Genomic DNA, 22490 nt, shown 5'->3' with positions numbered 1-22490 from the left:
CGCTCAATAGCGAGTTGCGCATTTCCATTTCGCACCCAATAAACAGGAGCAACATATGGCATTAGTTGACTGTCCTTCGTGTAACAAAAAAACGTCTGACAAAGCGAAGACGTGTCCTCACTGTGACTTTAAAATCGGTGATGCGACCTCTGAAGATATAGAGCGCAAACAAAGCTTACAAAGATTTAAAAAGTTAGCCAGTATCCAGAACCAATCCCTTCTTGCTATGCTGATATTCGTTGCGAGTTTTGGCTTCATGTATTGGGGCGGAACACGCCCAGGTGATTTGCAACATAATTTAGCTATTTTGGGCGCAGTGGTTGGCTTTGTTTGGTACTTAGTAAACCGCGCGCGTATTGTTTACATAAAGCGTTTTTCCTAAATGAATATAGAAGCACTTTTAGCCAGCATGACGCCGGAGATTTACGAGCGTCTGCGTCAGGCTGTTGAAACAGGTAAGTGGCCAGATGGCACGCCTTTAAACGAAGAGCAAAAAGCAAGCAGCATGCAGGCTGTTATGCTGTATCAAGCAAAAATAGAAAAGTCCTCTGAGCATATGACAGTAGGTGAAAGCGGCGAAATCGTACATAAGAGTAAAGCCGACTTTAAACGCTCGTTACGCGATGAGCAGGATGATAATAATACAATAGCGCGGTTTAAACAGGATGATATTTAGTCGTATATTTGCGCCTTCACACCAAAGCCCAAAGCCTGAAAAACGGATGCAGGCAATCGAGAGTCTCTCTCCCGAAAAGGCACAGGAAAAAACAATTCTTCACGAACTGGCATTTAATGACGAAGATGCAAATGTCAGTTTAGCAGCACTCGAAAAGCTTAATAGCTTTGTGCTGTGGCTCAAAATGTCACAAATTGCCAAGCAGTCTCGCGTTAAAAAAGCGGCGGAGAAAAAGGTAAACGCCGCTTTGTTAGGCGAGGGGGATGTCACACTCTCCCGCCAAGAGATATTCTCTTTTTTAACTGAAACAGCCAACGCCGATTTGGTAGTGCAGTTAGTACCGCAAATGTTGAAGAAAGAGCCTATGCTCTTACAAGATGATGCGCTAGCTAACGCGCTAATCGAAAAAGTAGCGAAGCCATCTTTTACCCAGTTTGTCTTTTTAGAAGGCGCAAGTCCCCAACTGCAGACTCAACTAGTCAACGCACATTCAGACGTATCAGATCTGCAAAAGCTTGCTAAGAAAGTGTCAGATGATGCGCTTGTTACGCAAATTAATGCGCGGATAGATGCTATCAAAGAGGCTGCAAAGCGCCCAGTGGAGCTTAAAAAGCAGCTCACTTTGGGACTTTCAAAATATCAGGCTTTGCTCGACAAATCAGATGTAGAAACCATTGATGAAAAGCGCAATGAGCTTGAGAGCGAATTGACAGGGCTGTTTGCTCAAATTGACTTACTCACTTCAGAAGAACGCGTTGATTATGAAGAAAAGCGTGCGCGTATTGGTGAGCAGCTCGAGCGATACTTAAGCCGTATCCGCCCAGCATGGGAAGAGAAGCAACAAGCGTCGCAACGTGCTAATACCAAAGCATTGTGCGAACAGCAGCTTACATATGCCAAGGAGCAGGTAGCTTGGTTGTACAATAACAGGCTTTGTGAAGCGACGCTTGCTGATGTTGCTACGGTTAATGAAAGCGTGCGCGGTGTTGAAGCAACGCTCGAACAGCTAGCACGTCTCGATGATGAATTTGCAACTGATAAGCGAATTACACAGATTAAGCGCTCTGTCGACGAACTAAACGAGCAGCTTGATCGCTTCTCTATGCAGCAGCAATACGGCCAAAAGCTACTGATAAAACTTCAATCGCTCGAAGACATTGCCGCTAAGATCGTTTCGCCAAGCGATAGCGAGTCGGACAAAGATACCCGTGATGTGAGCGTTGGAGAAGCTGGCGCATCGACTGAGGATTTGAGTCAAGTAAATGGTGGGGACGCATTACAAAGCAGTAGTGTAGTGGCTCTTAAAGCGGAGTTTGACGAAGCACGTCAAGCGTATAAAGCGCTTAGTCGCGAAATCGATGCCATTCCAAAGGCGTTGTCTAAACGTTTTAACGCAGCGACAAGCAGTGTAAATGCCAAAGAGCGTGCTCAAAAATCCAAAGAAAATGAGCAAGTAAAACACATTAGAAAGCACATTAGCGTTATCGATAACTTAATTGCTCAGGGTAAATTCCGCGTTGCTATTTCAAAATTTGCAAAGCTTCAGGAAAGTTATGCTGCGCTTCCTGGTTCAGCGAAAAAGTATGTTGAGAAGCGTTTTGAAAAGACCGCTGGTGATGTGTCGCGCTTAGAAGGATGGCAGGATTACCTTGCTGCGCCGCGCAAACCCGCACTTCTAGAAGAAGCAAAGGCGCTAGCTAGCGCTGACGCTGAAAACATTAAGCAAAGAAGTGAGGCTATTAAATATCTGCGTAAGCAGTGGTTATCACTAACGCCGTCATCATCAAATAACGAAGAGAGCAGCGAAGATACGTTGTTACAACAGCAATTCGATGATGCACTTGAAAAGGCGTTCGAGCCTTGTAGAGCACATTACGCAAAGTTAGACGCACAACGGGCTGCAGCACGTGAACAGCGTATGTCGATTATCGCTACGGTTAAGGCAATGGACATTAACATGCCGGAAGCCGAGTTAGTGAAAGTTTTCGATAGAGTGTCTAAACAGTGGCACGCTGCAGGTCAGGTTGAACGTGAAATTTATGAACAGCTGAAGCAAGAATGGAAGGCGGTATCATCGCCCATTCAGGCTAAAGTAAATCAATGGCAAAGTGACAACCAAGCCCAAAAGCGTGCGTTAGTCACCCAAGCTTGTCAACTTGCTACGGAAGAAGATGTCGCTGGCGCTGCCGACAAGGCTCAGCAATTGCAAAGCCAATGGAAGCAAGTAGGCCATGCAGGTAAACGTGAAGAGAGTATGTTGTGGGCAGCATTTAAAGCTGCCAATGACACCGTATTTGAACGTTTAAAAGCCGAGCGGAAAGTACAGAATAATGCATTTAACGCGTTAGTAGATTCGCTACTCAAGCAAGTGGAAGCTGTTGACATCAACAGCGATGATGCAACGTTCAGTCAATCAATAAGCGACGTTCGCGCTCAGTTAACCGACTTGCCTAGAGCGCAACGTACGAAAGTAGATAAAAAGATTGATTCACTTGAAAGTAAGCGCGCGGCGCAAGCGAAAAATGCACAATCTCAAGCCCGATTGGCGCGAGCTCAGGCTCTGATTTCTTTACTACAGCTAAGTGTAGGTGAGGGAAGTGGTGATGAGCAATCTCTAGCGGAAACGTTAGGGAAGCGTTGGTCAAGCGTATTGGGTCAGTCTACTGGAAATAAAACAACTCAGCACGATAGACAATGGTTGACGGTAGCATTAGAAGTCGCAACTGGTATGCCAAGCCCAGATGCAGACGCATCTATACGCTCTAGCGTACAGCTACAAATGATGACATCTAAGTTGGAACAAGGCGAAGCGGCAACAGCTCCCGACATTCTTGCTGACTGGTTATCATACGACTCGATAAGCGAAGAAGATAACCATTTGCTGCAACGAGTTGTTTCAGTTATTGATACTCATCCTGAAATTGTTGCTTAAACGGAAAGCCTAAATGGAAAACAGTGTTGAGTTTCAATTTGAAACAGAAATGTCTGCCTATCGCTTTTTGAATACCGTGAAGCATATTGACGCAGAAGGGTTAAGAGTGAAGTTCGGGCGTACGGATCATCACGTGAGTGTAAAATACCGTTACGGCGTAGGTGAATTTGATTCGACGCTATCTACACTAGACGATCTTGCTCGTGAGTTAGGTGGTGAAGAAGTGTCTTAACTAACCAGTTAGGTCAAACCACGTCGACTGTAAATACAAAAAGGGCCAGACAATTGTCTGGCCCTTTTTTGATAAAAACGTGATTAACAGTCTTTATCTTCAGCGTCTACGCCTTCTTTCACATCTTCACAAGCGTCTTCAACGGCATTACCTGCATCGGTAACAATTTCGTCTAGCTCTTCGCCTGCGTCTTCCGCTTCACCGTCACCGCAAGCTGCTAGTGATAGTGCAAATGCTGATGCTACTAGTACCTTTGATAAGTTTTTAAATGAAAACATATCCTTACTCCTTTTTCCTATTAAAATACTTCTAACTCTTAGGCTCTTGGTGCTCTACCACGTAACGCATTTGCGATAAGTGAGATTACGAGCAACGCGATAAACACAAAGAAAAGAAACTGTGCGATACCTGTTGCTGCACCTGCGATGCCTCCAAAACCAAAAACTGCTGCAATAATGGCGATGATAAAAAATGTGATTGCCCAACCTAACATAACTAAATCCTCGTATTGCTTCCGTTACTTTCACTTTAACTAATGCTATCTTTGTGCCTGTTTTTTAAGTTATTGAAATATATTGATATAATTTAATTTTTCTCTGGTTGTCAGGCCGTATCTGCAGGCAATTAACGTCACGATTACACGTACGAATGCATTTTTTACATGATTGTGTAAGGCCCTAGTCACCCAACTTTACTCTTTGTGTGTTAAGGGCCTTTGGCTGGGGGTATTCTTTGATCCTTACCAGCTTCCGAAGAACGTGAGAGCAAGGTTGTGGTTTGTTATGGCGTCTGAATTGGCGCCTGGCGACGCAATATGATTATGTAAGTATCCCATCTCGACGCGCCATTTCTTGTTGAGGTGATAGGCCGGTCCCACGTAAAGTCTATTTTGATCAAACCCGCTATTTTGGCCCCAGTCTGTGTCGTTCAAAGCCCAAAATACCTCGTCCCACACGACTATTGACCATTGCTCATTTAAAGGTTTCGACCACCGTATAAATTGTCTAAACCTATAGCCTGTATCACCGCCTTCATCGCTCCTGAATCGCTGCTCCAAACGACTTCTACCTGAAATGGTACCGCCCATAAATTTGCTTAATGAATACGTAGCTTGCTGCCACACCCTGTCTTCTTCAATTGAACCGTTGTCTGAGTCTATCGTTACTCTCGCAACACCCAGCCACAAGGTCGTATCGCTTGAAAGTTTGTAGCCGACACCGGGACGAACGATAGAAACGCCTAGCCGAGATGCGTCGTCTTTAAAGCGCAAATGACCGTCAAACCAAAATTGCCATTTACCTTTATCATCGGCATTTCCAGTGAGTGCGAGGGCATTCCAAGATTGAAAATCTGACTCGGCGTGTGACTTAACGCCGGCTGTCATCGCCATCACAAGTAGTAAGACGCAACGCGTCATAATTCGTTTTGCGCACATAGTTTTTCTCGTTGAAAATAAAAAAGAGGCAAAGCGAAAGGGAAGGGACGCCTTGCCTGCAAAGGGAGAGTGTTTCGCCCCTCACACTTCCTAAGAATGGAGGGGCAATGGCCTATTTAGTTACCGTTTGGGTTGTAAGGTAACGAAGATTGGTGAGCAACAATACGCAGGTCGCCGTCACTATCTTTGACATAGGCAAACGTGTATTCCACCTTCGTTTCGCCACCTTTTGTATCGGTAAAGAAGTAGTTGCCCATCGCCACGGCCATGCGACAGCTGTTGTTGATAATACCCACATTATCGAATTTCACATTTGTGTATGGCTTTATTGCAAAGCCTTTGTCCTCTTCGTAAGCGTCATTACCGCCAACAAAGTATGAAAGCGCAGCATCGAAGCTTGAACGGAACTGGTCGTTAGCTGCAAGCGTTGGTTTAAACAGTACGCTGCTTAAATCGTAACCATACATAGCTTGGATGAAATCTGCGGCTTCGCCAGAGTAATCACCATCATTGCTAAATACTGCACCAATTCGCACTATGCCGTCACCCCACATCTTTTGTGCCGTTACCACTTCTCGCTCAGTAATACATTCGTCGGAATAAAGTAATGCGTTGTCGAGTGCTTTAGCTTTTAACGCCGGAACATTCGAACTAGCTGAATGCTCCATCTGCGGTTTTGCCACTGCACTGCAACCAGTCACCAACATTACTGTAGCTGCTACAAGGGTAGTTTTTGTCATTAACGTGCTTAGCTTTCTCATCGCCTGACTCCTTAGTCATTTGCAAAATAAATATGTGCTATTAACTGATTCAATTGCTTAGAGCAGTACCGCTACAACGTTGTCGATAGAGGTGTATAAATCTGCTCTGCAGTTCATGGGTTTAATGATAGCGAGCTATGATGACGGAGACTTTTGTACAACATTAATAGAAGATTAACGGGTCATTAAAAATGCAAGGAGCACTTCAGGAGAATGAATAACAGCTATAAATTAGAGTCTTTAGACTAGAGGCTTTAAATTAGAGAAAAGGGCTGTGATAGCAGCAGTGTCATCGACTCTTTCAAGAAGAAACGAATATGACACTGGCCAAGTTTGTAGAAAAGTGAAGAATGCAGTTAACCAATGGACCGCTAGCCACAACAGAAAAGTAATAAAGACTAGTGCACCGGTTGTTGGCTTTGAAACATATTACGGTTTTGCTCATGTGTTTGAGCGATGCTTTTCAGTAACTGCAACTAGGGCCTGAAAAGCATTTCTATTAAAACTGATGTTTCAGAGCATTAGTGAGCGGCAAAACGCTCAGCTAGTTGCCATTTTTTGGCTCTAGAGGCTCTGATAGTACCTCTAAGACAGTGAAAGCATTTTTACCTAGACGCGTTTTATCATTCGCCATCATTACATCAATAGTAAAGTAGATGTCGTTAATTTGAGTTTTCACAACGTCGTTTGAGCTTGGGACGGCCATAGGCTGTGCCACTTCATCGCAGCCTGACATAGTGCACTGCCTGTCTGTTTGAAATGCCACGGGCTCTTCCTTATTCGCCATAACTTCTCGCGCAACAACTGGCTTTTTATCCACGTTGGTTTTAACGATGGCCAAATAAGTAAAACCTTGTTTTTGTGCAATTTCCGCTGCTCTGTAAAGGGCATATTGCTGTACTTTATCAGCAGGAGTCTTGTCTGTTGCCTTAAAAAGAACCTTGTATTCGTTCTCAGAGATTTTTTCGCTTGAATAGCCATAGGCAGCTTTGGTACTCGCTGACTTATAAGGGGTAGGGGCTGCTACAGGGGTCGATGAACAACCTACTATTGCAAGGCTAAACGCCGCACCAACGCAGGCAAGCATCAAACGGCTTTTCTTCATATTTTTTTTGTTGTTCATCTCACATATTCCTTAGTACTGTGATCATTGAAATAGCGACAATAGCGCAGTCCTACTTATTGCCATTAGGGCTTGATTGCGTTTTGCTTTGGGTTTTGCATCTACCGCACCCTTGTATGCGCCAAGGGTTGCAATGCCAAGCAATGTTTCAGGCTTTCCCATCATCAGTTTACATTGCCTCTTTGCTTGTGTAAGTGCAACATCTGCATGATGTTTTTGCGAAAAATAAGCATGCTCTTTCTGTGCTATATCTTTCATATTCGATTTAAAAAAAATGTTCATCGCTTTTCCTCACTATTGGCGGTGGCTTTTTACGCAATGGTAAGCATTTTCACTATCCGAAAACCCGTCGCCACGTTTGTATGAGTCTGCTAAAGCTTAGGTAATTAAATGCATTTTGTGCAAGCTTAAATAAACAAAAGACCGCAATGCTGTTGAACACCAACAACAGGAGTGGAACTACCACATAGCTAACGCCCACACTATGAAGTATAGCGCCAATGGCGATGTTTAAAATGAGCCAACATACTGTGCCCACTGCAAATGCCGCTAAGCATGCAAAGACTGTAACAAAGAAACTCTTTTTAATGAGCATCAATTCACTGTTAGTGAGCTCTAAAAACGCCAACCCCTGCGCTTTCCTCTGAGTAAATGCTTCTGAGAAAGCCGAGAAGATATCCGAAAACGATGGGTCGGGGTAATTCTGTTGTGTTGCCTTGTTCTGTTGTGTTGACTTGTATTGTGCAGCGTGTTCCGAGGTTGCTGATGCAGCGTTAGCATTGTCACCGTTGCTTGTAACATTTGGATTCACCTGCGCCGCGGGCGGCGTCAGGCGAAAAGGATTTTCTGTGCACAAATTGAAATTTGCTCTTCGAAAATCTGGTACAGTCATGGTATTACTTCTTACGTAAAAGTGACGTCACTAACATTCCTGCTGCGAAAGCGATACCCGCTGTCGCTACTGGGTTCTCAATGGCATATCTACGTACTTTCGACGCCTGCCATTTTTGCTGTGCCAGACGCTTTCTCGCTGACATGTTCTCTGCAGACGCTGTCGCAGTGCGACGAATGTTTTCCTCTGCAATGCCTGCACTGTCTGCTAACTTGTCTACTGACGCATGAAGAGAATCTTTCAGTTGATCCGTTACTGGGTGACTCGGCTCAGCCACGTTGTTTGTACCGTTACGTTTAACTGTTTGCGATTTAGCTGAAGCTTGTGTAGCCATAATACTCTCCTTAATATTTGGGGTTCACATAGATAGCTGCAACTGGTATACCAAACTATTATCTTACTGTTTTACATGGTTTATTTTTATTTTTCTATTGTTGCGTGAGGTGCTTATGTGCAAGTCTCACACACTGTTGTGTCTTACGTCTGTAATATTTTCTTGGTCTTGATGATGCGCTGCTTAACCTTCGATATTCGATACAAGTTGGCAACGATAAAATTAACTTTTCAGCCCACTACCGAGGCTAAATCGTCTTTGGTGACAGGTTTGAGCAATGCACTGTCGATCCCTATGGTTGTCATCGCTTCGGAGTCCGCTTCGTGACCGCTTACAATAGTAAGGATGGCATCTGGTAGCTTTTGCTTGAGCTCACTCGCTAAGTCGTAACCGTTGTAATCGGGAAGGGTAAGGTCCATAAGAATGTGATCGAAACTTTGATTTTCTGCAGCCTGTAATGCTTCAGCACCGCTGTACTGAGTAGTGACCGTATGACCTAAGTGGGAAAGAAACAATTGCAGTAACTCCGCCGCATCCTCATCGTCTTCAATCACAAGTATGTGCTTATTGGCAGGCTGATCTGAATTACCATTTGAATCGGTAGACGGCATTTTCTGCTCTGCTTGCCTAGGGTTTGCAAGCCCTCGATAAGCGGTCTCGTCCTCTGGAGCATACGGCTTGTTCATTGGCATGTCTGCAACTTGGGCTTCCACGTTGGTGAATGTTACGTGATTACCTGGCGGAAGGTATTGCGAAAGCAAGTTAGCCAGTGCAAACCGGTCAATGGGCTTTCCAATTACGTCGTTAAACCCTTCGCGAATTAACGATTCTCTTAAGCCTTTGCGGCTTGCTGCTGTCACGGCAATCACTGGGATATCCTGCCCATGTCGCCTAATCGCATGCAGGGCTTCTATGCCATTCATCACTGGCATGTGAATATCCATTAAAACGAGATCGAAGGGCCGGTTGTGTTCATCCGCCTGCAACACGGCTTCTAGTGCTTTTACGCCATTTTCAGCGTAGCTAATATCAGCTTGAGATTGACTCACAAGGTGACCAGTTAGCCGTCGAATTTCTCGCAAGTCATCAACAATTAATACGCGTCCAGTTACGTTTAAATTGATGCTACTAGACTCGACAGGTTGAATTTGGCCTAATTCAAGATCTACACGAGGCTGTTCAGAAACATCGCCAGGGTTTATATCAAATGTAAATGTGCTGCCTTCTCCTAAACGAGACTTAACATCAATGTCTCCGCCCAGTTTAGTGACAAGCTCTTTACAAATGGCTAGTCCAAGTCCTGCTCCGCCATGATTGGCACGCATCACATCTTCTATTTGTTCGAAAGGCTGAAAAATATTGATGAGCTTATCAGGCGGCATGCCGATACCTGTATCATCTACAGAAAATCGCAGCAGTGTTTGACTCGAATCGTTTTCAGACGGCTCGTCGAGAGAGATGGTAAGCGTGATACTGCCCTTGTCGGTAAATTTCACCGCATTCGAAATTAGGTTCAACAATACCTGACGAAGGCGGGTAGGATCTGTGTGTATAAACTCTGGTATTTTTGTTTTGGAAACAACGTTAAGGCTTAGTCCTTTGTCTTTGGCATTCAAACGCATTAATGAGTGAATGTCCGTCAAAAACGCGCTTAAGTTCACTTCTTTAATGTTGAGTTCAAGTTTCTCTGCCATTATCCGCGACATGTCTAGCAAATCATTGAGTAGGCTTAACAGGTGCTTGCCATTAGAGTGGATAATAGATAACTCTTGTTGAAAAGGGCTGTTTCTCGCATCGTCTATAAGCAGTTCGGTGTAGCCAAGAATAGAGGTGAGGGGGGTGCGCAGCTCATGCCCTAAATGCGCAAGGAACTTATCTTTGGCCTTGTTCTTTTGCTCTACTTTGTTCCGCTCAATTCGCTCGTTCTCGATGTCACGGCGAACCATGGCGTATCTAATCGTGCGCATAAACCGCGGTGATTCAATTTCCGATTTTTGCAAATAGTCTGCGGCACCTGCTCGCATGACCATTTCATCGACGGTAGCATCCGACTGTCCGGTAAGTATCACCACGGGTAGATTGAACTGGTTAGATTTTAAAACACCCAGTACATCAATCGCGTTCTCAGCACCCAGTAAGTAATCTAACAAACACAAGTCGAAACTTTGTGTCTTTAATGCCTCTACTGCGTCTAAGCTATTTGTCACCCACGTCAACTCAAACGTAGGTGACTCGCACTGCGCTAGATAATCAGAGGTTAAGAAGTAATCATCTTCATCATCCTCTACCAACAGAATTTTTATTACCTCTGTCATCTAGTACCTCTTTTACTCGTGTGGTAATTCTACGAACTCTATCCAGTAACGTCCGAGCGCGCGCATTAGTTCAACCAATCCTTCAAAGTTCACTGGTTTTGTAATGTAAGATGCGCAACCTAGATCATAACCGCGAAGCATATCTTCCTCTTCTTTAGAGGTAGTGAGAATTACCACCGGGATACTGCGAAGCTTGGGGTCATTTTTCAGTTCTTGCAGCGCCTCTCTACCGTCTTTTCTTGGCATATTTAGATCAAGCAAAATAAGACTAGGTCGCGGTGCCGATGCAGGATCTGTATATTTACCTTCATGTCGAAGAAATTCTAATAATTCAACGCCATCTTCAACACAAAACAGGTTGTTTAGAACGCGGCTCTCTTTGAGCGCGTCAACCGTAAGTAGGCGGTCGTCTTCGTCATCGTCCGCCATAAGTATATTGATAGGCTGAGTTTGTTTACGCGTCATTGTGTGTTTCTCCATTATTGTTGTTAGAACCAAACGGTTCACTATTTTTGGGTATTATTATCGAGAACGTTGCCCCTTTTCCGGGAGAACTAACTGCGGTTATTTGACCGTTGTGGCGTTCTACAATACGACGACAAACGGCAAGCCCAATCCCCGTACCTTTGTATTCACTTCTACCGTGAAGGCGTTGGAAAGGGGCAAATATTTTTTCAGCAAATGATTGTTCGAACCCTATACCGTTGTCTGATACGGTGATTTTTGTCCAGTCATATTCTTCAGCAAGCAGAATGTCTTTCGTTTCTTCTTCCGTCGCGTCCCTTGCAGATATCGTTACTTCAGGCCTCACGCCCTCGCTCTGAAATTTCAGTGCGTTAGACACCAAGTTTAGAAACAACTGCTCTAATTGCGATTTGTCACCGCGAATAGTCGGCATATCGCTAACATTTATTTGCGCAGACTTTTCATCGATAGCGATTTCCAAATCGCCCATGATGCTATCCACTACGGTGCCTAGATTAACGTCGTCAAACTCTTTACCTCGTGTGGAAACGCGAGAAAAGGCGAGAAGGTCTGAAATAAGCATGGACATCCTCTCTGCTGCATTGAGCATGCGCGCAAGATAGTCTTTGCCTCGTTCGTCTATCACGTCGTTGTAGCCCGATTCTAAGCGGTTACCAAATGCCCGAATTTTTCTTAATGGTTCTTGAAGATCGTGTGACGCCACAAAGGCAAAATCTTCCAACTCTCTATTACTTCGTGCTAATTCGTCTGAATAAACACTTAACTCTTGCGTTCTATCTGCTATCCGAGATTCTAGATCTTCGTTAACAGACTCTAGATCAGCTTGATACTTCTCATGCTCACGGGAATTTATTTTGAGCAATAAAAATACCGTAATAATCAGTAGCAGAGTCGTTGCAGAGGAAATGATCAGCGTATTAACAGAGTCTCGTCTTAGGCTCATTAGGTTGGCTAAGTGAGTACCCTGCATATCTTGTTCCGAACCGTCGATTTCTCTAAATAAAGCTTCAAACTGTTTGTAGAGTTTTAGGCCTTTGTCACTATTAACCAAAATAATAGCCTGTTGCTCTTTTCCTTCTTTATACAGTTCAACCACTTCAATCACTTCATTGACTTTTGCTTTGGTTAGAGAAAGAAAGTTCTCTATGCGATTAGTTTGCCCTTCTATATCAGATGAAAAGGAGCTTACCTCAACTTCGTCCATTAATTCGCCCAATGAACTTAACGTTTCGGTGTAGTCGGTAAGATATTCTTCATCGCCAGTTAGCATATAGCCGCGCTGACCAGACTCCACGCGAAGTACAGCAACGTGAAGGCGGTTAACTGCATTGATAACACGGTTCGTAGTGAACAGCCGCGCTTCCAGAGCAGAAAGGTCATTCAATGTACTAACTACGTAAAATGAATTAGCAGTTATTACAATAATGACCAGAACAACTAAAATTATCCAACTGTATAGTGAAGACAATACTTTAGTAATCATTTACTTAATCCGAAACATTGCCACTTAACTCTGATGTCATTTCAGCAAGAGTATGGCTGCAGTCTTTAGCACTGCTTATTATTTTATCCAACGCCACCAATGCCTTTTCAGGTGGAACGTCACCGTTTAATGCCATTTTTACTAGCTCAGCTTGCATTGATATTCTGTTTAATGGTTTGCGTGCATCATGCACATAAACACTTAGTCGAGAAAATTCTTCGCTAGTCATGCCGAATACCTCTTACTTAGTCGTCTTTACTTAAGTCACCATATGCATGAAGACGGTTGTAAAGCGTTTTTGTACTAATTCCCAGCATTTCTGCTGCGGTGGTCTTATTGCCATTCACTTTTTCCAACGTGGCATAAATTAGCTCTTTTTCCACGTCTTCAATGGTTCTACCGGCTTGAAGTGCCGGTGTCGTACTCTGTTTTTGAGCAAATGGTGACTCAATGGTTTTTGGTAATTCAATCTCACTCTTTTCAGGGTCGCTCATAATGGCAGCGCGATGCACAAAGTGTCTTAGTTCACGCACGTTGCCGGGCCAGTCGTAGGCTTGTAACGTATCGAGTTGACTATCTTCCCACTTAAATTGCGAGCCATTATCTTTATTGAATTCAGCAATAAAGGTTTTTGCTAGTAATGGAATATCTTCCTTTCTTTCACGTAGCGGAGGAATGGTGATTGGGAACACCGCAAGTCTGAAGTAGATGTCTTCGCGCAGTACTTTGCTTTGCGCAATCTCTTCCATTGTTCGGTTCGTGGCAGATACAACGCGGCAGCTCACCGGGATGGTCTTCGTTCCGCCCACACGAATAACAACCTTGTTTTCTAAAACGCGAAGTAAGTTGGGCTGCATATCAATGGGCATTTCTGTGATTTCGTCCAAAAAGAGCGTGCCGCCCTCAGCTTGTTCGAAAACACCTTCTTTACGTCCTACAGCGCCGGTAAATGCTCCTTTTTCGTGACCGAAAAGTTCGCTACCTATTAGTTCTTTTGAGAATGCACCACAGTTGGTTGCAATATAGGGACCTTCACTTTCTGAAGCACGATGAATTGCGGCAGCCACCACTTCTTTACCTACACCGCTTTCACCAAGCAGCATTACGTTAGCGCTGGTTTTACTCACTCTAGAAATCAGCTTGTAGAGCTCTTTCATAATTGGCGATTCACCAATCAACAAGTCAAAATGTTTCTCTATTTTTTCTTGTGCAGGTGCTTTTTCTTTTGGCTTTTGACTTAATACAGCCTCTATTTCCTCCCGTTGAATTGGCTTAACAAGGTAGTCGACCGTGGGGCCACACAGACCCTTTATCACGCTTTTCACAGAAGGGTGACCCGTTATCAAAGTAACGCGAGGGCGCTTAGGAAGTGCATCTAACTCATTGAACAAGTGCGCGCCGCTTCCATCGGGTAGCATGAAATCAAGCAGTACATGGTCAAAGGTTTCTTTCTCTAACCAATCGCGGGCTTCTTTGAGTGTGGCAGCGGTAAGTACTTCGTGGCCAAGAAATTCGATAATAGTACAAGCTACTTCTGTGAACTCGGCGTCGTCATCAACTAAAAGTACGGTAAGCACGTGGATGTCCCTCTCTTCTTTCGTTTCCTATTCAGAAAAAATATGGAATAGAATCAATGTTATAGTTTTATCATACGCTATTAACAACTGAATGCTAAAGCGCATATTTAAAGTTTATTTATACGCTGGTTTAAATTAATAAAGTGTAAGCGCATCGGAAAATATCTAAGCGCTTCAAGCAAGCCGGAAATCTTGAACATTTGCCTGGATGCCAGGGATAGACGGTTGCGCTACCTTCTTCTAATTTATCAACTCTTTGCGATCAGCGGTACACATCGCACTAAAGTACAGAATGTCTATATCTGTCTTTGTTTTATTAGGTGATTTTATTCTACTTATCAGGGGCATTTGCAAAAAGTATTCCTGTCTTCAACACACCGTCACATGCAATCGATGGCATATTTTTCGCACGATTTGCCTGTCTAAGGTTACTTGCAGTCTCACTATGGTAAATCGAGTAGGTGCAAGAAATGTATATTAATTAGGCGAGGAGCCCGTCTGATTAGCGCGACGTTCGCTGGTAATGTGATATCAAAGGAATTGAAGATGTGGGGGAAAACAGCTGTAAGATCAATGACCTTGTACGAGTTGTTGGGGAAAATGCAGCCGCGAGCAAGACAAGATACGTTCGAGTTTGCTGAGTTCTGGGATGTGATGGAGAAAAGAGGCTTTGGACCAATGTTGGCGCTGCCATCTTTTATCGCTTGCACACCGATTGGGGCCATCCCTGGGATCCCATCTTTAGCGGGTGGGACAATTTTACTCATCGCGTTGCAAATTTTACTCGGTCGTAGGCATCCTTGGTTACCGCAAAAAGTGATGCAACTAAACTGTGACGCCGATCAGCTTCGCTACATTGTCGAAAAGGTTAAACCGTATGCAGTACGCGTAGACCGCTTTTTAGTTCCTCGGTGTTTTTTCATGCGCCAGCCTGTGTTCAGATCACTCATCGCATTATGTTGTGCAGGTTGCGGACTTGTAATGATTCCTCTGGAGCTTATTCCCTTTATGGGCCTTATTCCCGCTTTTGCTGTTTTTATTATGGCAATAGGCATGGCCACAGACGATGGTGCTGTGGCGTTAGTTGGTGTTTCATTATCGGTATTTGGCTTTATACTTGGATTTGAACGCCTTGCAGTCGCTCTAAGCTGATGGTCAAACTACTCAGTACACGAATCGAGCATAAAATCTGACGATGGAAGGTTCATTGTTTGATATCGTAGCTCACCAATAAAAGCACGGGCAGCTGGCCCCAACGTATCGCCGTCTTCAAAAGACAGATAAAGGAGCGCCTTACGCAATGCTGCATTATTATCCAGGGGAAGGGGAACGAGTGTACCGTCTTCAAGCTCATCTTTAATTATTGCTATAGGCAGCCACGCAAAACCCAACCCCTGAGCAATAATATCTAATGACGTTCTAACGTGGCTTACGGTCCAGCGTTGCTCTGCACCTAACCAGCCCACATCAGCTTTACGCTCCGCAGATGAATCCCTTACCACAATTTGACGATGCGCTTTTAAGTCTTCCAGTGTGAGCGTTCTATCTAATTGGTGTAGTGGATGGTCGGCGTGAGCGACAGCTGCAAACTCAATTTCGCACAAGTCTTCGCTAAAGCCATTTGGAAATACGAAAGGAGAGATGCCTAAATCAACTTTACCATTGCTCAAAAGTGAATTTGCGCCACTGAGCACAGTTTCTTCTATCTCGATACGAAGCAGCGGAAACTCAGCAGAAACTTTCGCTAGCACGTTATAAAGCATTTCAGACGGAAAAATAATATCCACCGCTATGCGTAAAGTTGTTTCTGTGCCAGATTGAAGGCTATTGGCAACGGCCTCGAGCTTGTGTGCTTCGCTCAGCAAAAAAGAGGCACGGCGATACATAAGTTCGCCTTGCGGCGAAAGCTGGACTTTACGTCCAATATTCTCAAACAACGACACACCAATGGCGTTTTCAAGCTTTTGAACCGCGTGGTGAACGCTCGATTGACTTTTGTGAACTTCAGCAGCAGCTTGATTAAAGCCGCCTGCATCGACGACGGCTTTGAACATTCGCCATTGTTCTAACGTAGATTTCAGCATACAGCGCCTTAAAACTCTTAATTAACGATACTTATAGCATACACGTGGTTAAGAAGTCATTTTCGGTTTGCTTGGTTTATCGTGGGTACAGGGCATGTCACCACCGAAACGTTCTCATAGCCCATTTTTATAAGTTGCTCTGCTGCTAGTTTTGCTCGAATGCCCGATGCACAGTGAATATAAAGTGGCGCTGAAGCATCTTTAAACTGTTCCAGTGCCTTCATTTCGAGCACGCCGCGTGGTATGTGAAGCGCAGAAGGTACGGGCTGATTGGCAACTTCGGCACTCTCCCGTACATCAATCAGTATACCGCTATTGTTTCGGCACTCAGTGGCCGCTTGCTCCGCAGATACAGTGCGTAAGTTATCGTCTATGTTTTCTATTCGAGTCTTCATGTCTATAAGCATACTTTTCCTTTTTGCCTAAACCTGGTTAAAATAAGTAAAATCTAACATATTGATGTCAGCGTAATAAAACAATGTAAAATACAGGGATTCGTCGCATAAATTGGCAGGTCGGCAAAATGTCTTATACTTTAGTATAGTAAATGGCTAAATTGGTGCCGAAATACTTTACAGATAGAGAGTGCTTATGTCCGAGGATATGGTAATAGGTTCAGATGATATAATGGAACACGCTGCGGAAGCCGAAATCTTCCTAAAGCAATTCGCGAATAAAACACGCCTTATGGTGCTTTGTTCGTTGCTGAAAGAGGAAAAATCGGTAACCGAACTTCTCGAAGTTGTTAGCGTCTCGCAGCCAGTGATTTCTCAGCATCTTGCTTTATTGCGAGAATCAAAGATGGTGGCCACAAGAAGGGAAGGTCAAACTATTTACTACCGCTTAGCAGACGAGCGCGTCAAGCGTTTGATTGCTTTGATGTACGAATTTTTCTGCGAGTAATCTTCTTTTTGTATCCTAAGCTACAATGTCCGCCTTCAACAACGGACATTGTAAAGTTCCTAACTAAAAATCGCCAACAGTGACATTCTTCGGTTATTAATTTCCTTTTTTATTCAATTGCTCGCAAAGCATAGGCACATAGCCTTCTTCAGATATTTTTTCACTTTCCACTTCAGGTCTATCAACCAATTCGTCGTGACTTAAATTCACTACTACGCTGTGCGCCGCCCAGTCGATACTTTCAATATCGCTAGGTAGAAGTGCGAGATGTTTGCCACCCGGAAGCCAGTTGTTGGTATCTACCACTAGCATGATTATCTTCCAGCTTTCGGTGTCAATGACGAAGTTACTGATGTGGCCAACGTTATCAGTGGTTGTAGCAACTTCATATCCACCAACTTCGCCCACTGCTCTTAGGTGGTTGGTGCTCTTTTTCGGGTTTTCAGTTTCAGACTCTTCAGCGCGCTGTAATTCGACCAGTTCATTTGGATGTGCGAACTCCCCCCAAGCTCCTGGTCCAATCCAGTAGTATCCGTAACCAAAATATTTGAAGAGATTTTCTTCGTATTCACGTGACACAGGCTTATGTTCGTCAATAGAGGGGCTGTTTTTTAATGTATCAACTGTCATATTGATATGAACAGACTCACTATCTTCATCTAACTGTTTGACAGATATAGGTGATATCACCACTTTACGGCTAAGCGGTAGCCAAGTATTGGTATCTGCGACCAAGTAGCGAACAGTGAAGGTTTCGTCATCGAAAAGGATATCGCGGATGCCGCCCACTTTGTCATCTAGGGCATGTATAGAAAAGTGAGTAAGCTGTTTTGAACTAATGATCATCGTTGCGCCTCCTTTGCATGGGCTCGTTTTTCAGAGTGAAATGCACAATTCACTGCACATCACTCTGTATTACTACTAAGTGTAGACAGTCCTTAATGTTTCTTCATTTTGTTCTTGTCTGAAGTTGATTGAGATCATTTGTTCAATAACAAAAAAGCTCGCCGGAGCGAGCTTTTTAGTAATGCTGTAGCATTATGCTACATCGAATTCTTCATCGGAGTAGTCTTCATCATAGTCTGATTGGTTACTCGCACTGCTGTGAAGGGTGTAGAAGTGCTTTTTGCCCCTTGCTAATCTGACGTATTTCGCCCAGGCTTTTTCTAGGTTATTGCTAGCTTCAACTTTACCCGTAACGAATTCGACGAAATGTCTCTCATCATCACTTTCAGGCGACAATTCGCCACTTTCAAGTCCTAGCAGTGTTTTGCCGTAGTGGGTTAGAAGATCGGCTTCAGTAATACTGAAGTCACCTGATTTACGAAAACCGTATGGAAACTTCTGACGGTCAATATAAGGTTTTGCAGATTGTCGAATAGCTAAACTTTTCATGTTGTACCCAACGTAATGTTTTGTTCAGCGCACTTTTAAGATAATTAAAAACGAAGATAAAACAAAAGATTTTTCTCTTATCAATAAAAAATTTTTAACGGTATAAAATCTAACACTAAATTTTAGATTACGTTTGAAAAGTATACAGAAAGTGCGAGGGCATAACCTCAAGCGTGATATGTCTAAGTTTCTGAAATTAAAGTAAAATGTTAGTTTTTATTTATTGGCCCTGCAACGGGCGTCGCTATTACACGAGCGTAAATGAGTTGGACGTTAAAAGTCTATGAAAATCACTGATGGGAATAATCAAAAATTCTTGTCGCTACGATGATTAAAATTCGTTTTCTATTTTGTCGCTTAAGATAATAATTGAGGTGTGTTAACAACCCAGAGAAGTCAATGAGTAAAGACTATCGTTACCAGCGTGATGAATGGGACTCGGTAGAAGAGGAAGATTTTCACGCTAAAAAGCCAAATTCCAAACGTCAAAGTAATGTAAAGGAAAAGCAGAAGCGTGACCTGCAACGCCGTGACAAACAGCGTCGCCTGCACCAAGAAGAGTATTAATTCAGCGAGTTGGTGAAATTTTAATAAAGCGTACCGTTTATAGCGGTGCGCTTCTGTGCTTTTGTGTTTACTTGCCGTATTATCTGTGTCAATTTAGACCCACTTTGATTCGGTTGTACAATAAGCATGGATATACGCTTTCTCACCACCTTTATAGAGGTGGCAAAAACTCGTCACTTTGGTAAAGCGGCTGAAAACCTTTACCTTACTCAATCTGCAGTCAGTGCGCGCATAAAGCTACTTGAAGAGTATTTTCATACCACGCTTTTTATTAGGCAACGCAACAGTATACAGCTCACTCAATCTGGTGAGAAACTTCTGCCTTACGCTAGGCAATTATGCGCAACGCTAAACGAAGCAAAACAAGAGCTCCAAATTCAATCCTCTGAATATGTTGTTTGCGGCGCAACACAGCTGGCGAGCGAGCTGTTATTGCCTCAGATGCTCAGTCACCTACACAACTCGTTTCCCGATTGGTCAGTAAAGGCTGAAGTTCTTACGTTAGATACCCTTTCGCGACAATTGCACGAAAGGGTGACAGACTTATCATTCTCCACTGAACCGTTGAAATCTGAAGAAGTAAACAGTGATGTATTGCTAGAGCAGGATTTGGCGCTATATAGAATTGGACAAGCGTCTGAGACTATTGATGCAGCAGATTTTGTGGCTATTGATTGGGGAACTAAGGCAAGAGACTGGTTGCTTACTGCTTACCCTCAACTTCGCGATGCAAAGTTAAGAACCAATTCGTTGAATCTTGCGCTCAACAATTTACAGAGCGAAGGTGGTATTGCCGTATTACCGACCAACGTTGAGAGTCAGTTACCCGGTAGTGTGAAAGTGACCAGAATTGAAACGTTAGAAAACGTATCGTTTAAGGTGTATGTGCACAGCATGAAGCAAGTCAGACGAGTGGGTCTAGCAGAGATAATAGAAAGCGTGTCTAAAGCGTGTTAACCGCTGCCAATAAATTTACTCACGGTGCCTAATTTAAAGGCATGTGAATCGCAGAATTAAAGAGAGAAACTTATGTCACAATTACATCCTTTATTGGAAAAAAACGCATTTCAACGACTAGAAGCAAGCCTTGCAACAATTAAAGCGGAAGAGAAACTCTTCATTCTTAAAGATGAGCACGGCTGCGTAATGCTAACTACTGATGAAGAAGATGGTGTTCCGGTTTGGCCTGATGCTGAATTAGCACTCTTGTGGGCAACCGAAGACTGGGCACACTGTGAAGCGATGGAATTAAGCACCGAAGAGTTTTTGACTAAGTGGGTGCCGGGCATGACGCAAGATGAATTAATGGTCATTGTATGTCCTGTACCTGCTGAAGAAGGAGAGGTGATTACGCCAGAAGAGTTCGCTGACTACCTTTAAGATGTGATCTCAAGGGGAAGACAAAGGGTAATTATCCAGTAAGCAAATGGGGCATAATAAAGTTAGTTGGGTACAACGTATCTGGCGATTATTGTGCCCTTAATTGATAACCCAAGGAGGCGTTATGTTTACTGAGCAACCCACAATGAATAGTCTATTCAGCCAACTAGGTTTAGGAAGTTCAGACGAAGAAATTGCTGAATTTTTTGAAACACATCGAGGGCTGAACAAGAGCCAACATCTTCATGAAGCGCCTTATTGGAATGAAAGTCAGTCTGCATTTTTGAAAGATGCCATTGTTGAAGACGCTGCGTGGGCCGAAGTGATAGACCAACTTAATGCTGAATTGCACGAATGATGGCTCTGCGCTCATAGATTTAAACGTCAAACTAATATTCAATGCTCTGAGAGAAGGTAATAGCCGTTTTGTTGCACCCATCTGCTGATGATTTGTGGTTTCTTCCGTTAGGCGGAACGGGCGAAATTGGGATGAACCTCAATTTGTATGGTCACGATGGTCAATGGTTAATGGTTGACTGTGGGGTTTCTTTTGATGAGCCTCTCGTACCTGCCTACAAAGGCGTCAGCCAAGCGTCTAACGAGAATACGTTCAAAGCCACTACGCATCGCGTTGTGGCTCCGAACCCTTCATTTATTGCTAAACAAAAAGAAGCACTGGCTGGCATTGTCATTACCCACGCCCATGAAGATCATGTAGGCGCAATTCCTTACCTTTGGGAACGTTTCCAAAAGCCAATTTATACTACGTCTTTTACCGCCGAAGTGTTAAGGCGAAAGCTTGCAAGGAGCAAATTGGCTAACCGTATTGCCATTATTGAAGTCGATGCAGGCGATACCAAGCAAATCGGGCCTTTTAGCGTTAACTGGCTAGCCATTACTCATTCGCTTCCAGAACCCTTCGCACTAAAAATCAATACACCAGTAGGCACAGTATTGCATACAGCAGACTGGAAAATTGATGCCAACCCCATAACAGGTTTACCTTTTGACGTTAGCCTTTACAAGCGACTAGGCAGTGAGAATATTCTTGCCATGGTTGGAGACTCTACCAATGCAACAAAACCGGGCTTTTCAATATCAGAGAGAAATTGTTACGACGGCCTATTAAGCACTATCGCGCCGTTAAAGGGGAGAGCGGTGGTAGGATGCTTTGGTAGCAATATAGCACGGCTAATTTCGCTGGCTAAAGTCGCGAAGAAAACTAAGCGCTACATGGCGCTGTACGGTCGTTCGTTAATGAACATGTACGGCATTGCCAAGCAACAGGGCATTTGGCCAGACGATTTACCTGTGACCGATCCCCAACATTTAGGTTATCTTCCCCCCATGAAGTTTTAGCCGTAGCGACAGGCAGCCAGGGCGAGAAAAATACCGCGCTGGCGCGTTTTGCAAAGGACACTCACCCTCACCTTAGTTTAGATAAAGGGGATACTGTGCTATTTTCTTCGATAGTTATTCCTGGAAATGAAGAAAGTGTAGGCCGACTAAGTAAAGCGCTGCAGGCAAAGGGAGTAACGGTTATTCACAGTGAAGATAGCACGCTGCCAATTCATGCCAGCGGTCACCCCTGTGAAGAAGAATTAAAGCTCATGTATCATTGGGTAAAACCTATCATTGCTATTCCGGTTCACGGCGAGCATCAACACCTTCAAGCACATGCAAATGTTGCTAAAGTGTGCGGTATTAAAAAGACCTATGTAGGGCAGAACGGTGATTTGTACAGGCTAGCGCCACAGCCAAGCATTCGCAGGCAGGTTGTTCCAGTTGGTCGCATTCCTGTACAGCAAGAGTAAAATAAAAATATCGAAATAGCCCTAAGTGTATTTAGTCGGACGCGCCTTTTGCTTTTGTTCATATTGTACGCTTTAGAAAAATTAATATTTATTTATCAATG

At 43.8% G+C, this 22490-nt stretch carries 27 protein-coding genes and 1 pseudogene; 11 read left to right on the top strand and 17 right to left on the bottom strand.

Annotated elements, in window-relative coordinates; translation table 11 throughout:
* The first annotated feature begins 55 nt into the window (after positions 1-55).
* From MHN02_RS14100 to MHN02_RS14085, 4 genes are read left to right on the top strand one after another with little or no spacing between them, the layout of a single operon-like run.
* Positions 56-382, top strand: a complete 327-nt coding sequence (locus tag MHN02_RS14100) for a zinc ribbon domain-containing protein (protein WP_014949837.1) — start codon at positions 56-58, stop codon at positions 380-382.
* The gene (locus MHN02_RS14095; protein ID WP_014949836.1) at positions 383-676 is read left to right on the top strand and encodes a DUF1315 family protein; all 294 of its coding nucleotides are present in this window, start codon (positions 383-385) and stop codon (positions 674-676) included.
* A complete protein-coding gene (locus MHN02_RS14090; RefSeq protein ID WP_239246772.1) occupies positions 666-3608 on the top strand; it encodes a DUF349 domain-containing protein in 2943 nt (980 codons plus the stop codon). The genes MHN02_RS14095 and MHN02_RS14090 overlap by 11 nt, the downstream gene beginning before the upstream one ends.
* Positions 3609-3621: 13 nt before the next feature.
* Complete coding sequence (locus tag MHN02_RS14085) at positions 3622-3840, top strand: hypothetical protein (RefSeq protein WP_014949834.1); 219 nt, start codon at positions 3622-3624, stop codon at positions 3838-3840.
* An 83-nt stretch (positions 3841-3923) separates the two neighbouring features.
* Here the strand turns inward: MHN02_RS14085 and MHN02_RS14080 are convergent, their stop codons facing one another.
* The 13 genes from MHN02_RS14080 to MHN02_RS14020 all read right to left on the bottom strand — a co-directional run bounded on the left by MHN02_RS14080 (position 3924) and on the right by MHN02_RS14020 (position 14246).
* Positions 3924-4118 (bottom strand): hypothetical protein, encoded by a 195-nt coding sequence (locus tag MHN02_RS14080; RefSeq protein ID WP_014949833.1) that lies wholly within the window; start codon positions 4116-4118, stop codon positions 3924-3926.
* Positions 4119-4156: 38 nt separating this feature from the next.
* The gene (locus tag MHN02_RS14075) at positions 4157-4333 is read right to left on the bottom strand and encodes a DUF1328 family protein (protein ID WP_014949832.1); all 177 of its coding nucleotides are present in this window, start codon (positions 4331-4333) and stop codon (positions 4157-4159) included.
* 246 nt (positions 4334-4579) lie between these two features.
* Positions 4580-5275 carry a DUF2490 domain-containing protein gene (locus MHN02_RS14070; protein ID WP_239246769.1) on the bottom strand — a complete coding sequence of 232 codons (696 nt, stop codon included), beginning with the start codon at positions 5273-5275 and terminating at the stop codon, positions 4580-4582.
* Positions 5276-5391: 116 nt separating this feature from the next.
* On the bottom strand, positions 5392-6036 hold the full coding sequence (locus MHN02_RS14065; RefSeq protein ID WP_014949830.1) for a hypothetical protein: 645 nt from the start codon (positions 6034-6036) through the stop codon (positions 5392-5394).
* 544 nt (positions 6037-6580) lie between these two features.
* A complete protein-coding gene (locus MHN02_RS14060; RefSeq protein ID WP_239246766.1) occupies positions 6581-7159 on the bottom strand; it encodes a hypothetical protein in 579 nt (192 codons plus the stop codon).
* A gap of 24 nt (positions 7160-7183) precedes the next feature.
* Positions 7184-7441, bottom strand: a complete 258-nt coding sequence (locus MHN02_RS14055) for a hypothetical protein (RefSeq protein WP_239246763.1) — start codon at positions 7439-7441, stop codon at positions 7184-7186.
* A 52-nt stretch (positions 7442-7493) separates the two neighbouring features.
* On the bottom strand, positions 7494-8051 hold the full coding sequence (locus MHN02_RS14050) for a hypothetical protein (protein ID WP_239246760.1): 558 nt from the start codon (positions 8049-8051) through the stop codon (positions 7494-7496).
* 4 nt (positions 8052-8055) lie between these two features.
* On the bottom strand, positions 8056-8385 hold the full coding sequence (locus tag MHN02_RS14045; RefSeq protein WP_239246757.1) for a DUF883 domain-containing protein: 330 nt from the start codon (positions 8383-8385) through the stop codon (positions 8056-8058).
* Between the two features lie 230 nt (positions 8386-8615).
* Complete coding sequence (locus tag MHN02_RS14040) at positions 8616-10700, bottom strand: response regulator (protein WP_239246754.1); 2085 nt, start codon at positions 10698-10700, stop codon at positions 8616-8618.
* A gap of 12 nt (positions 10701-10712) precedes the next feature.
* On the bottom strand, positions 10713-11165 hold the full coding sequence (locus MHN02_RS14035) for a response regulator (RefSeq protein WP_014949823.1): 453 nt from the start codon (positions 11163-11165) through the stop codon (positions 10713-10715).
* Positions 11155-12669 (bottom strand): sensor histidine kinase, encoded by a 1515-nt coding sequence (locus tag MHN02_RS14030; RefSeq protein ID WP_239246752.1) that lies wholly within the window; start codon positions 12667-12669, stop codon positions 11155-11157. Before MHN02_RS14030 ends, MHN02_RS14035 begins: the two co-directional genes overlap by 11 nt.
* A gap of 4 nt (positions 12670-12673) precedes the next feature.
* A complete protein-coding gene (locus MHN02_RS14025; RefSeq protein WP_014949821.1) occupies positions 12674-12898 on the bottom strand; it encodes a hypothetical protein in 225 nt (74 codons plus the stop codon).
* 16 nt (positions 12899-12914) lie between these two features.
* A complete protein-coding gene (locus tag MHN02_RS14020) occupies positions 12915-14246 on the bottom strand; it encodes a sigma-54 dependent transcriptional regulator (protein WP_014949820.1) in 1332 nt (443 codons plus the stop codon).
* A gap of 546 nt (positions 14247-14792) precedes the next feature.
* On the opposite strand from MHN02_RS14020, the gene MHN02_RS14015 reads away from it, so the two are divergent.
* Entirely contained in the window at positions 14793-15398 is a 606-nt protein-coding gene (locus MHN02_RS14015) for an exopolysaccharide biosynthesis protein (protein WP_239246750.1), read from the top strand.
* 8 nt (positions 15399-15406) lie between these two features.
* Here MHN02_RS14015 and MHN02_RS14010 read toward each other — a convergent pair whose 3' ends face one another.
* Entirely contained in the window at positions 15407-16330 is a 924-nt protein-coding gene (locus tag MHN02_RS14010) for a LysR family transcriptional regulator (protein ID WP_239246748.1), read from the bottom strand.
* A gap of 56 nt (positions 16331-16386) precedes the next feature.
* Complete coding sequence (locus MHN02_RS14005; protein ID WP_239246746.1) at positions 16387-16737, bottom strand: rhodanese-like domain-containing protein; 351 nt, start codon at positions 16735-16737, stop codon at positions 16387-16389.
* 184 nt (positions 16738-16921) lie between these two features.
* On the opposite strand from MHN02_RS14005, the gene MHN02_RS14000 reads away from it, so the two are divergent.
* Complete coding sequence (locus MHN02_RS14000) at positions 16922-17233, top strand: metalloregulator ArsR/SmtB family transcription factor (protein ID WP_014949816.1); 312 nt, start codon at positions 16922-16924, stop codon at positions 17231-17233.
* Positions 17234-17329: 96 nt separating this feature from the next.
* On the opposite strand, the gene MHN02_RS13995 is transcribed toward MHN02_RS14000, so the two are convergent.
* A complete protein-coding gene (locus tag MHN02_RS13995) occupies positions 17330-18079 on the bottom strand; it encodes a PRC-barrel domain-containing protein (RefSeq protein ID WP_101564948.1) in 750 nt (249 codons plus the stop codon).
* A 192-nt stretch (positions 18080-18271) separates the two neighbouring features.
* Complete coding sequence (locus MHN02_RS13990) at positions 18272-18628, bottom strand: DUF413 domain-containing protein (protein WP_014949814.1); 357 nt, start codon at positions 18626-18628, stop codon at positions 18272-18274.
* 399 nt (positions 18629-19027) lie between these two features.
* Between MHN02_RS13990 and MHN02_RS13985 the strand changes: the two genes are divergently transcribed.
* The 5 genes and pseudogenes from MHN02_RS13985 to MHN02_RS13965 all read left to right on the top strand — a co-directional run bounded on the left by MHN02_RS13985 (position 19028) and on the right by MHN02_RS13965 (position 22389).
* Positions 19028-19195, top strand: coding sequence for a hypothetical protein (locus MHN02_RS13985; protein WP_239246744.1), 168 nt, complete (start codon positions 19028-19030; stop codon positions 19193-19195).
* 126 nt (positions 19196-19321) lie between these two features.
* A complete protein-coding gene (locus MHN02_RS13980) occupies positions 19322-20152 on the top strand; it encodes a LysR family transcriptional regulator (protein WP_014979575.1) in 831 nt (276 codons plus the stop codon).
* A gap of 72 nt (positions 20153-20224) precedes the next feature.
* The gene (locus MHN02_RS13975) at positions 20225-20575 is read left to right on the top strand and encodes a DUF2750 domain-containing protein (protein WP_014949811.1); all 351 of its coding nucleotides are present in this window, start codon (positions 20225-20227) and stop codon (positions 20573-20575) included.
* A 124-nt stretch (positions 20576-20699) separates the two neighbouring features.
* The gene (locus MHN02_RS13970) at positions 20700-20933 is read left to right on the top strand and encodes a DUF2789 domain-containing protein (protein WP_014949810.1); all 234 of its coding nucleotides are present in this window, start codon (positions 20700-20702) and stop codon (positions 20931-20933) included.
* A gap of 68 nt (positions 20934-21001) precedes the next feature.
* Positions 21002-22389: pseudogene (locus tag MHN02_RS13965) on the top strand (ribonuclease J).
* Positions 22390-22490 lie beyond the last annotated feature (101 nt).

Source organism: Alteromonas sp. CNT1-28 (genome assembly GCF_022348345.1).
Lineage (GTDB): Bacteria > Pseudomonadota > Gammaproteobacteria > Enterobacterales > Alteromonadaceae > Alteromonas > Alteromonas macleodii.
The sequence above is the reverse complement of the archived record's forward strand: the minus strand, read 5'-3'. Positions and strand labels throughout refer to the sequence as shown.

What these genes read in the sequence shown, in the direction of transcription:
- MHN02_RS14100 (WP_014949837.1), top strand. Translation starts at nt 56, where the DNA reads ATGGCATTAGTTGACTGTCCTTCGTGTAACAAAAAAACGTCTGACAAA.
- MHN02_RS14095 (WP_014949836.1), top strand. Translation starts at nt 383, where the DNA reads ATGAATATAGAAGCACTTTTAGCCAGCATGACGCCGGAGATTTACGAG.
- MHN02_RS14090 (WP_239246772.1), top strand. Translation starts at nt 666, where the DNA reads ATGATATTTAGTCGTATATTTGCGCCTTCACACCAAAGCCCAAAGCCT.
- MHN02_RS14085 (WP_014949834.1), top strand. Translation starts at nt 3,622, where the DNA reads ATGGAAAACAGTGTTGAGTTTCAATTTGAAACAGAAATGTCTGCCTAT.
- MHN02_RS14080 (WP_014949833.1), bottom strand. Translation starts at nt 4,118, where the DNA reads ATGTTTTCATTTAAAAACTTATCAAAGGTACTAGTAGCATCAGCATTT.
- MHN02_RS14075 (WP_014949832.1), bottom strand. Translation starts at nt 4,333, where the DNA reads ATGTTAGGTTGGGCAATCACATTTTTTATCATCGCCATTATTGCAGCA.
- MHN02_RS14070 (WP_239246769.1), bottom strand. Translation starts at nt 5,275, where the DNA reads ATGTGCGCAAAACGAATTATGACGCGTTGCGTCTTACTACTTGTGATG.
- MHN02_RS14065 (WP_014949830.1), bottom strand. Translation starts at nt 6,036, where the DNA reads ATGAGAAAGCTAAGCACGTTAATGACAAAAACTACCCTTGTAGCAGCT.
- MHN02_RS14060 (WP_239246766.1), bottom strand. Translation starts at nt 7,159, where the DNA reads ATGAACAACAAAAAAAATATGAAGAAAAGCCGTTTGATGCTTGCCTGC.
- MHN02_RS14055 (WP_239246763.1), bottom strand. Translation starts at nt 7,441, where the DNA reads ATGAACATTTTTTTTAAATCGAATATGAAAGATATAGCACAGAAAGAG.
- MHN02_RS14050 (WP_239246760.1), bottom strand. Translation starts at nt 8,051, where the DNA reads ATGACTGTACCAGATTTTCGAAGAGCAAATTTCAATTTGTGCACAGAA.
- MHN02_RS14045 (WP_239246757.1), bottom strand. Translation starts at nt 8,385, where the DNA reads ATGGCTACACAAGCTTCAGCTAAATCGCAAACAGTTAAACGTAACGGT.
- MHN02_RS14040 (WP_239246754.1), bottom strand. Translation starts at nt 10,700, where the DNA reads ATGACAGAGGTAATAAAAATTCTGTTGGTAGAGGATGATGAAGATGAT.
- MHN02_RS14035 (WP_014949823.1), bottom strand. Translation starts at nt 11,165, where the DNA reads ATGACGCGTAAACAAACTCAGCCTATCAATATACTTATGGCGGACGAT.
- MHN02_RS14030 (WP_239246752.1), bottom strand. Translation starts at nt 12,669, where the DNA reads ATGATTACTAAAGTATTGTCTTCACTATACAGTTGGATAATTTTAGTT.
- MHN02_RS14025 (WP_014949821.1), bottom strand. Translation starts at nt 12,898, where the DNA reads ATGACTAGCGAAGAATTTTCTCGACTAAGTGTTTATGTGCATGATGCA.
- MHN02_RS14015 (WP_239246750.1), top strand. Translation starts at nt 14,793, where the DNA reads ATGTGGGGGAAAACAGCTGTAAGATCAATGACCTTGTACGAGTTGTTG.
- MHN02_RS14010 (WP_239246748.1), bottom strand. Translation starts at nt 16,330, where the DNA reads ATGCTGAAATCTACGTTAGAACAATGGCGAATGTTCAAAGCCGTCGTC.
- MHN02_RS14005 (WP_239246746.1), bottom strand. Translation starts at nt 16,737, where the DNA reads ATGCTTATAGACATGAAGACTCGAATAGAAAACATAGACGATAACTTA.
- MHN02_RS14000 (WP_014949816.1), top strand. Translation starts at nt 16,922, where the DNA reads ATGTCCGAGGATATGGTAATAGGTTCAGATGATATAATGGAACACGCT.
- MHN02_RS13995 (WP_101564948.1), bottom strand. Translation starts at nt 18,079, where the DNA reads ATGATCATTAGTTCAAAACAGCTTACTCACTTTTCTATACATGCCCTA.
- MHN02_RS13990 (WP_014949814.1), bottom strand. Translation starts at nt 18,628, where the DNA reads ATGAAAAGTTTAGCTATTCGACAATCTGCAAAACCTTATATTGACCGT.
- MHN02_RS13985 (WP_239246744.1), top strand. Translation starts at nt 19,028, where the DNA reads ATGAGTAAAGACTATCGTTACCAGCGTGATGAATGGGACTCGGTAGAA.
- MHN02_RS13980 (WP_014979575.1), top strand. Translation starts at nt 19,322, where the DNA reads ATGGATATACGCTTTCTCACCACCTTTATAGAGGTGGCAAAAACTCGT.
- MHN02_RS13975 (WP_014949811.1), top strand. Translation starts at nt 20,225, where the DNA reads ATGTCACAATTACATCCTTTATTGGAAAAAAACGCATTTCAACGACTA.
- MHN02_RS13970 (WP_014949810.1), top strand. Translation starts at nt 20,700, where the DNA reads ATGTTTACTGAGCAACCCACAATGAATAGTCTATTCAGCCAACTAGGT.